Below are 8,769 nucleotides of genomic sequence, written 5' to 3' on the forward strand. Positions count from 1 at the left end.
GTACAAGCCTGTACAAGCCTTACGGTGTTCAGTTTGTTGGTGCTTCTACGACAGGTGTTGAGTCTTTCATTTCTAAAAAGCCAATTGATGGCGTAGCGGATCTTAAAGGTCTTAAACTGCGTGCTCCAGAAGGCCTAGTACAGCAAGTATTCGCAGCAGCGGGTGCGACTCCAGTAAACCTACCGGGTTCTGAAGTATTTACTGGTCTAAGCAAAGGCGTAATCGATGCAGCTGACTACACTGTATTCTCTACTAACCAAAAAGCGGGCATGAACGACATCGCAACGCATCCAGTTCAACCTGGCTTCCACTCTTTACCACTTATCGATATTTCAGTATCTCAGAAGAAGTGGGACAAGATGCCTGCTGACCTACAAACTATTCTAAAAACGTCTGTACGTGATTTCTCTTACGACATGACAACTCAGCTAAAAATGGCTGACCAAGCAGCAGTGAAAGAAGCGCAAGCAAACCCAGAAATCACAATCCACGACTGGTCTCAAGAAGAGCGTAAGAAGTTCCGTGAGATTGCTAAAGGTCAGTGGAAAGTATTCTCAGAGCGTTCTGACAATGCACAAAAAGTATATAAATCAGTAACGGTATTCCTAGAAGAAAACGGCTTACTGTAATTATTACTTAGTTTACTGATAGGGGAGGGCGAAGCTCTCCCTTTCTCTCCCAGGAAATTTGGCCAATGACAGACAAAACCTCCCACGCACCAGCTGAAAACGACGAACAACCAAGAAATGCGCTTGACCGTCTTATTATAAAGTTCAGTAACCTCGTTAGCTGGTTGTTTATTTTTACTGTATTAATTTCATTCTATGAAGTTGTTATGCGTTATGCATTTGATGCCCCAACAACGTGGGTTCATGAGACAGCTTCATTTCTCGGTGGTTCTCTATTCATTATTGGTGGTATATACGCTTTTGCCGCTAATAAGCACGTGCGCGTTGTTCTTATTTATGACTCAGTTTCTAACCAAGCACGTAAATATCTCAATCTTGTTCACCACATTGTTGGTTTAGCTTTCGCGGGTATGCTTGCTTACGCCGCTTATTTTACAGCGGAAGAAGCATGGTTTGCGCCATGGGGTGAATTCCGTTTAGAAACATCAGGTTCGGTTTTGAATGCGCCTTATCCAGCTTTGCTTAAAGGCCTGATCTTTGTCGTTTTGTGTGTTCTTGTTGTCCAGTTTGTATTGCACCTAATCCAAGAGTTGATGGGTCTAAGGAAGAATGACGATGTTTGATTTATCTTCTATTGGTATCGCATGGGGTAGTTTACTCATGCTGGTTATGATGATTGGTTTGCYACTGACAGGTATGCAGCTGGCATTCGTAACAGGCTTCGTAGCGATATTCTTTACTTTATGTTGGTTTGGCCCTGATGCCTTACCTTTGATTGCTAGCCGAACTTACAGTTTTGCTTCTGGCTATGTATTCCTTGCGGTGCCAATGTTTGTTTTGATGGCCGCTTTGTTAGACCGCTCGGGTATTGCTCGTGATTTGTTTGATGCGATGAAATCTGTGGGCCGTAAGGTTCGTGGTGGTGTTGCGGTTCAAACACTATTGGTAGCCGTACTTCTGGCGTCTATGTCAGGTGTTATCGGTGGTGAAACGGTACTCTTGGGCATTCTTGCTTTGCCTCAAATGCTTCGTTTGGGTTATGACCGTAAGCTAGCAATCGGTACAACTTGTGCTGGTGGCGCATTGGGTACCATGCTTCCGCCAAGTATCGTTCTAATTATCTACGGTATGACAGCGAGTGTTTCCATTGGTGACCTATTTAAAGCGTCGTTCTTACCTGCGTTTATCTTAGCGGGCTGTTACATCGGTTACGTACTGATTCGTTGTAAGCTGAACCCTTCTCTTGCTCCGCTTCCAAGCGATTCAGATATGGAAGAAGACGAGCCAGAGATTAGCTACTTTAAAGCGTTGTTCTTCCCACTACTTTCAGTAGCAACAGTTCTGGGTAGTATCTATTCAGGGATTGCATCAGTAACAGAAGCTTCGGCTTTGGGTGTTGTTGGTATCATGATCAGTGCGCTTATCCGTGGTGAGTTGAACTTCAACATGCTGAAAGAAAGTGCCATCGCAACAATGCGTACCTGCGGCATGATCATGTGGATCGGTATTGGTGCTAGTGCGCTAGTTGGTATCTACAACCTGATGGGCGGTATCGACTTTGTTGAAGAAACGATTCTGGCGCTAAGTGGTGGCAACGCTATGGTTACGCTGCTTATCATGATGGTTATCTTACTTGTATTAGGTATGTTCCTTGACTGGGTTGGTGTAGCACTTCTAACCATGCCAATCTTTGTACCAATCATTACAGGCCTTGGTTTTGACCCTGTTTGGTTCGGTGTGGTGTTCTGTCTAAACATGCAGGTGTCGTTCTTATCACCACCGTTTGGTCCAGCTGCGTTCTACCTGAAATCGGTAGCACCAAAAGACATCAGCCTGGGTGAGATTTTCTCTTCACTATTGCCGTTTATTGCACTTCAAGTGTTGGTTCTAGCCATGGTTATCATGTTCCCTCAGCTCGCGCTTTGGTGGCAATAAGTTAGACCGCTGGTGAAAGCCAGATAAAAATTGAGCCAGCAGGACTCATACTGCTGGCAGAAAAATCTTCAATATTAGATTCGATTGTCAGCCTCAATTTCGATTGAGGCTTAGGGAAGGCTTGCCTTATGAAAAGCAAAAAAATACTCGTGATGGGCGTATCTGGATGCGGAAAGAGCCTGATTGGTAGCCGTATTGCTGAAGCTCTCAACTTACAGTTTTTTGATGGTGACGATTTTCACCCACAAAACAATGTAGAAAAAATGCGCCAAGGTATCCCGTTAACTGACGAAGATCGTCAAGGGTGGCTTGAAACACTGAACAAACAATACATCGAGCAATCGAGTGCCGTGATTGCATGTTCTGCACTGAAACCACAATACCGAGACGTTCTTCGTCGCAATAACCAAGATTTGGTCATCGTGTATCTGCAAGGTAGTTTCGATACCATTTGGAATCGTCATAAAGCGCGTGAAAATCACTACTTCAATGGTAAAGAAATGTTGGAAAGTCAGTTTGATGCGTTGGTCGAACCAAAAGCAGACGAAGCTTTGTTTATCGATATTTCACAAGACGTCGATCACGTCGTCGAGAGCGCACTTACTCAAATTAAACAGATAGGCTAGATCATGACTCAGGTAAAAAATGACATTGCGATGATTGGTTTAGGTGTGATGGGTAAAAGCCTTGCACTGAACTTATTGGATAATGGTTTTAATGTGTCTGGTTTTGACCTCAATACCGACAACATTGAACGAGCAAGCACAGAAGCAAAACAGCTGAATGAAGACTTTGACAACAAAGGCATATTCACTAGCGCAGCCGGTTTAGAAGATTTACTTCAAGGTTTAGCGAAACCTCGCGTGATTGCGTTATCTGTACCTGCTGGTAAGCCCGTGGATATTGTCGTAAATAATTTGTTGGAAGCTGGCCTAGAGAACGATGACATTGTTATCGATACTGGTAACAGCCTTTGGACGGATACCGAAGCTCGTGAGTTGGCTTACAAAGGTAAACTTCGTTTCTTCAGTACTGCGGTTTCTGGTGGCGAAGAGGGGGCTCGTGTTGGCCCCGCTTTGATGGCAAGTGGCGACCAATCGGCTTGGCAATATGTGAAACCAATGTGGGAAGCGATTGCCGCTAAAGTTGATACCAATGGCTTACCTGTTGGTCAATTTGAATCTGGTGAAGCATGTGCAGCCTATGTTGGGCCGTCTGGCTCAGGGCATTACGTAAAAATGGTGCATAACGGTATTGAGTATGCAGACATGCAGCTTATCTGTGAAGTGTACCAGTTCATGCGTGATGTATTGGAAATGCCAGCAGCCGAGATTGGTAAAGTCTTCGAACAATGGAATTCCGGTGTTCTAAATAGCTACTTAATGGAAATTAGTGCCGACATTCTTCAGCAAGAAGATGTGGTTACAGGCAAGCCTTTCGTTGAAGTTGTATTAGATAAAGCTGGGCAGAAAGGCACTGGGTTGTGGACTGCTGTTAATAGCCTTCAAGAAGGTTGCCCAACTCCGACGATTGCACAAGCCGTTTATGCACGCGCTATGAGTGGTCAAAAAACTCAGCGAGTTCAAGGTAGCAAGCTTCTTAAAGGTAACACGGCAGATGCTAGTCAGTTAGATAAAGTGGAAGTCATTGCTGAACTTCACGACGCATTATATTGCGCCAAGTTGTCTGTGTATGCTCAAGGCTTTGACTTGTTAAAAACAGCTTCAGATAAAGAAGGCTGGGATCTCGACTTCACTCAAATTGCTAAGATCTGGCGAGCGGGTTGCATTATCCGTGCTGTGTTCTTACAGAGTATTACCTCGGCTTACCAGAAGAATAGTGAACTTGCGAACCTGCTATTCGATGGGACTTTCATCAAGCAGGTTGAAGAGCGTGAATTGGCGTGGCGTATTGCGGTTGCAAATTCAGCTTTGTACGGTGTACCTATGCCGGGGATCAGCTCAGCGTTAAGCTACTTTGATTCACTGCGTTGTGAAGTGTTGCCAGCAAACTTGCTGCAAGGTCAACGTGATTACTTTGGCTCTCATACATACTCGCGAGTAGATAGAGAAGAGAGTGACAAATTCCACGTTACTTGGAGTCAATCACCAAGGACAGAAGTTAAGGTAAACRCTTAATTGATTTAATAACGCCCTCTACACGAGGGCGTTATTGTTTATGAATTCACACATAACTAACGTCTCTTTGAGAGGTTATTGTGACAGTATCAAGCTTTTGTCAGATAAGGCTTCAAATTCCAAGTTAGTTGGATACACTGTTACCAGTAACATAACCACAAAATAATAATTACTATTTATGCCAACTAAGAAAAAACGTCCTACATTACAAGATATTGCCAACCTAGTTGGTGTGACAAAAATGACGGTGAGTCGCTGCCTTCGCGATCCGTCACAAGTGTCTGAAGTTTTAAGAGAAAAAATTGAGGCAGCCGTTGAAGAGCTTGGCTACATTCCTAACCGTGCCCCTGACATTCTATCCAACGCGAAAAGTAATGCGATTGGTGTGYTAGTTCCCTCATTGACTAACCAGGTTTTCGCCGAAGTGATTCGTGGTATTGAACAAGTGACTGGCCCTGCTGGCTATCAAACTATGATTGCCCACTATGGCTATAGTGCGGAGCTGGAAGAGCAGAGTATTGCTTCACTGCTGTCATACAATGTTGATGCGATTATCCTATCTGAAAATGTGCATACAGAGCGCGCGCGTAAGATGCTTCAAACAGCGTCGATACCTGTTATCGAAATTATGGATTCAGTGTCACCTCGTATTGAGCAGGCCGTCGGCTTTGATAATTTCGAAGCAGCAAGAGCCATGACTAAGACTATGCTTGGTCGAGGAAGAACAAACATTGCTTACCTAGCGGCTCGAATGGATGAACGAACTCGTTTAAAAATGGCAGGCTATGAACATGCAATGGAAGAGGCTAATCAAACACCTGTTACCTTGCAAACGGAAGATGCATCTTCATTTACTTTAGGTGCTAAATTGATTGGTGAATTACTAGAAAAACACCCTCAGGTTGATGGTATTTTTTGTACGAACGATGATCTGGCCATCGGCGCATTTTATGAGTGTGTAAGGCGTGGTATTGAAGTGCCGAAACAAATGGCGATTGCTGGATTTCACGGACATGACATTACCTTAGCAATGACTCCTCGTTTAGCGACGGTTATCACTCCAAGGGAGCAGATAGGCACACTAGCAGCTGAACAGATAGTGGCGCGTTTACAGGGCAATAAAGACTGGGTTTCCAAGTTAGATTTAGGCTATGAGATAGAACTTGGTGAGAGTATTTAGGCGTTACTTAGTAAAGTGTCTGTCTAGCTTTCGTTAGAACTGAATTTTCAAATTATAATAAAACGCCCTTTACGATGGATTGTCGCAAAGGGCGTTTTAGTGTTTTATCTTAACTAACTAACTAACTAACTAACTAACTAACTAACTAACTAACTAACTAACTAACTAACTAACTAACGACTGGGCGTCTTGCTGTTTTAGGACTTTATGCCCATCTTCCGTCACTCCGCGTTTCCAGTAGCTACTGATGTAGATATTGTCTTTTTCCACTTCTTGCTCATTTCTAAAGTACTGTCTTAGTGCTCGCATGTTTTCAAATTCACACGCTGACCATACTGATACTTGCCCACCTAGCCATGTCAAATCACGAACTGACTCAGCGAGTGCCTGTTCATTCCCACTTTCTAATAACCAAGTCACTTTAATCCCCTCTGGTGCATTGAGAGGCTGTTTATCTTCTTCTGAAGTGACTTGTACAACAGCGTATCCAACCGCATTTTCTGGTAGGGCTGTTAATTTAGCTGAAAGGGCTGGTAGTGAGGTCATATCTGCGACAAGGAAGAACCAATCGGATTCTAGGTTTAACCCTTGAATAAGACCTGGGCCGGCAACAGAAATAGTGTCTCCAACGTTGGCATTCATTGCCCAACGAGCAGCAAATCCACATTGAAGATCGACGGTGTTGTGACGTACGAAATCAACTTCAATCGTCTGTTCTTTTGAGTTGAACTGACGAATTGTATAAGTGCGCATTTTTGGGCGTTCACCTTCACTCAGTTCATTTAAACTCGTGCTGCCAGAGGGCGTAAAAAGAAGTTTGATATAGCCGCCAATACACTCGCTAGGAAAGTCGCTAAGCCCTTCGCCATGTAGAGTCAGTCGCTGCATGTTTGGAGTGATGGTTTCTGTACGCGTAACGCGGAGAGTTGTTGGACTTGGTTTGCTCATATGGGCACCTATATTTCTGAACTAACATTATCTTAATCCTCTTCCTGAATTACAGCAATGCTAATGGTTATCATTTACTAATATTTACATTACGCTTCATTGATCGAGTATTGAACTTCTTAAACAGTAAACAGTAGAAACAAAAACGCCCTAGTAAAAATTCACCAGGGCGTAATTCGAATTATTTAGGCAGCTTTACACTTATTAAAGCTGGGCTAAATTAGCTTTTTGCTTCTTCAAGCTCAATGCTATCGTCTGCGGCTTTCGCTGCTTCAAGCATCTTACTGATCACACGAGATGCAGCCATCGCAATACCAACCATTACAACGGCAAGAATAGTCAGCATTTGGAAGTAGTCACCGTAAACCGTTTGTACGATTTCTTGCGTGATTTCCTGACCTTTCTCTAGAGCGATAGAAGTCGAGAATACAGCACCAACAATACCTGACAGTGCAATCGCTACAGAGAATAGGCTTACAGAGAAGTTTTCGATGTGCTTAGGTGCAACAGACAGAATGAACGCCACAACCATAGAGCCAACAATAACCTCCCCAAACGCTAAGAAGAAGTGAATCGCTAGGAATACTTCTGGGCGAATTAGCACATCTTGACCAACGGTTGTTACCGCCATAGTCAGAATACCAAACGCGATAGCCGTAAGAATGAAAGAGAAACCGACTTTGGTTGCTGTAGAGAAGTGAACGTCACGCTTCTCTAATGTTGCGAAAATACCAGCAATGATAGGGCCTGCGACCATACACCAAAGTGGGTTCATTGCCATTGCTGCTTCTGGTGCAACTGGAATGAATCCGAATAAATCACCGCGCATCGTATTGATAGCGACCATGTTCATTGAAGTCATCATTTGGCCGTAGTACACAAAGAAACACGTTGTTAGAAAAGTGATGATTAAAATCGTACCCATCTTTAGCGCATCCGATTTCTTAGACTTCATCATTAACGAAACGAAGTAAAGAATCGCAGCTGCGCCAATTGCGTAAACAATGTTCTGACCAATATCCATGTTTGAGAACATGAAGAAAACAAGGCCGATCATTGCTGCAGAAAGGGTCAAGAACGCCACCCAGTTTTTAGTACTTACAGTTGTTTGGTCAATATCAGCACCAACCTCAACCAAGCCCTTACGGAAAGTGACCAAAGTTACTAGCGCCGCTGCTGCCAAAATACCAGACAGCATGAAACCGCCATGGAAACCTACAACAAGCACCAACATCGGGAATAAGTATTGACCCAAAAATGCACCAATATTGTTGATTGAGTAGTTAATTGGGTAGCCTTTCTCGAAATCTTCTTGGCTCTTAAATGTACGCTTATACAAGCTAGGGTATGACGGAGACATCAAACCTCTAGAGTAGCTTGCCAGTGCAATACCACACAAAGCCATTGGTACATTAGTCGATGCAGCACCCAGTACGAGTAATGCGTAACCACTGGCAAAACCAAGGTAAGCGACGGTTAATGAACGGTAAGCTCCTAAGAACTTATCTGCAATGAAGCCACCAGCGATAGCGAATAAAGGTCCGATAGCAGAAAATGCGCCCACTACCATCATAGTGTCGGCTTCATTGTAATTAAGCTCTTCTAGGAAGAAGCGAGTGAGTATTACCATTACGCCATAAAATGACAAACCAAACATCATTTGGCAGAACATCATCGACTTGTTTAATCTATTCCACATTACTTTATTCTCTCTTTTGAGTTTAACTGTAGTGTAATAACCCGATTATAATACTATTTATAGATGGACATAAACTGAAACATTTATCTCAGATCAAACAACAATCACTCTATGTTTTTTAATGTTGCCATTCATTTATCTAATGAATGAAAAGCGCAATATAAGATTATGAAAATGAAACAAATAGCCCTGGAACGTGCCCATTTAAGTGGTGAACCATTTGTTGCTATGGGATTGGGC

The 8,769-nt window shown here is 43.3% G+C and carries 8 protein-coding genes; 6 read left to right on the forward strand and 2 right to left on the reverse strand.

Annotation, left to right across the window (positions count from 1 at the left end; translation table 11 throughout):
• From dctP to gntR, 6 genes are all read left to right on the forward strand, one after another.
• Positions 1 to 629 (forward strand): TRAP transporter substrate-binding protein DctP (gene dctP, locus L4C33_RS16675; protein WP_428813540.1); only part of this gene is annotated, 629 nt, incomplete at its 5' end.
• Positions 630 to 694: 65 nt separating this feature from the next.
• Complete coding sequence (locus L4C33_RS16680; protein WP_428813541.1) at positions 695 to 1,252, forward strand: TRAP transporter small permease subunit; 558 nt, start codon at positions 695 to 697, stop codon at positions 1,250 to 1,252.
• The gene (locus tag L4C33_RS16685) at positions 1,245 to 2,564 is read left to right on the forward strand and encodes a TRAP transporter large permease (protein ID WP_428813542.1); all 1,320 of its coding nucleotides are present in this window, start codon (positions 1,245 to 1,247) and stop codon (positions 2,562 to 2,564) included. The genes L4C33_RS16680 and L4C33_RS16685 overlap by 8 nt, the downstream gene beginning before the upstream one ends.
• Before the next feature lie 128 nt (positions 2,565 to 2,692).
• Positions 2,693 to 3,190: a gluconokinase gene (locus L4C33_RS16690; protein WP_428813543.1), complete on the forward strand. Its 498-nt coding sequence runs from the start codon at positions 2,693 to 2,695 to the stop codon at positions 3,188 to 3,190.
• A gap of 3 nt (positions 3,191 to 3,193) precedes the next feature.
• Positions 3,194 to 4,702: an NADP-dependent phosphogluconate dehydrogenase gene (gene gndA, locus L4C33_RS16695; protein ID WP_428813544.1), complete on the forward strand. Its 1,509-nt coding sequence runs from the start codon at positions 3,194 to 3,196 to the stop codon at positions 4,700 to 4,702.
• 178 nt (positions 4,703 to 4,880) lie between these two features.
• Complete coding sequence (gene gntR, locus L4C33_RS16700; RefSeq protein WP_428813545.1) at positions 4,881 to 5,882, forward strand: gluconate operon transcriptional repressor GntR; 1,002 nt, start codon at positions 4,881 to 4,883, stop codon at positions 5,880 to 5,882.
• A gap of 165 nt (positions 5,883 to 6,047) precedes the next feature.
• On the opposite strand, the gene L4C33_RS16705 is transcribed toward gntR, so the two are convergent.
• On the reverse strand, positions 6,048 to 6,830 hold the full coding sequence (locus L4C33_RS16705; RefSeq protein WP_428813546.1) for a siderophore-interacting protein: 783 nt from the start codon (positions 6,828 to 6,830) through the stop codon (positions 6,048 to 6,050).
• A gap of 220 nt (positions 6,831 to 7,050) precedes the next feature.
• Positions 7,051 to 8,529 (reverse strand): peptide MFS transporter, encoded by a 1,479-nt coding sequence (locus L4C33_RS16710; RefSeq protein WP_428813547.1) that lies wholly within the window; start codon positions 8,527 to 8,529, stop codon positions 7,051 to 7,053.
• Positions 8,530 to 8,769 lie beyond the last annotated feature (240 nt).

Origin of the sequence: Vibrio makurazakiensis, from assembly GCF_050337375.1 — a bacterium.
In the GTDB taxonomy this organism is placed as follows: Bacteria; Pseudomonadota; Gammaproteobacteria; order Enterobacterales; family Vibrionaceae; genus Vibrio; species Vibrio makurazakiensis.

What these genes read in the sequence shown, in the direction of transcription:
- L4C33_RS16680 (WP_428813541.1), top strand. Translation starts at nt 695, where the DNA reads ATGACAGACAAAACCTCCCACGCACCAGCTGAAAACGACGAACAACCA.
- L4C33_RS16710 (WP_428813547.1), bottom strand. Translation starts at nt 8,529, where the DNA reads ATGTGGAATAGATTAAACAAGTCGATGATGTTCTGCCAAATGATGTTT.
- L4C33_RS16705 (WP_428813546.1), bottom strand. Translation starts at nt 6,830, where the DNA reads ATGAGCAAACCAAGTCCAACAACTCTCCGCGTTACGCGTACAGAAACC.
- L4C33_RS16690 (WP_428813543.1), top strand. Translation starts at nt 2,693, where the DNA reads ATGAAAAGCAAAAAAATACTCGTGATGGGCGTATCTGGATGCGGAAAG.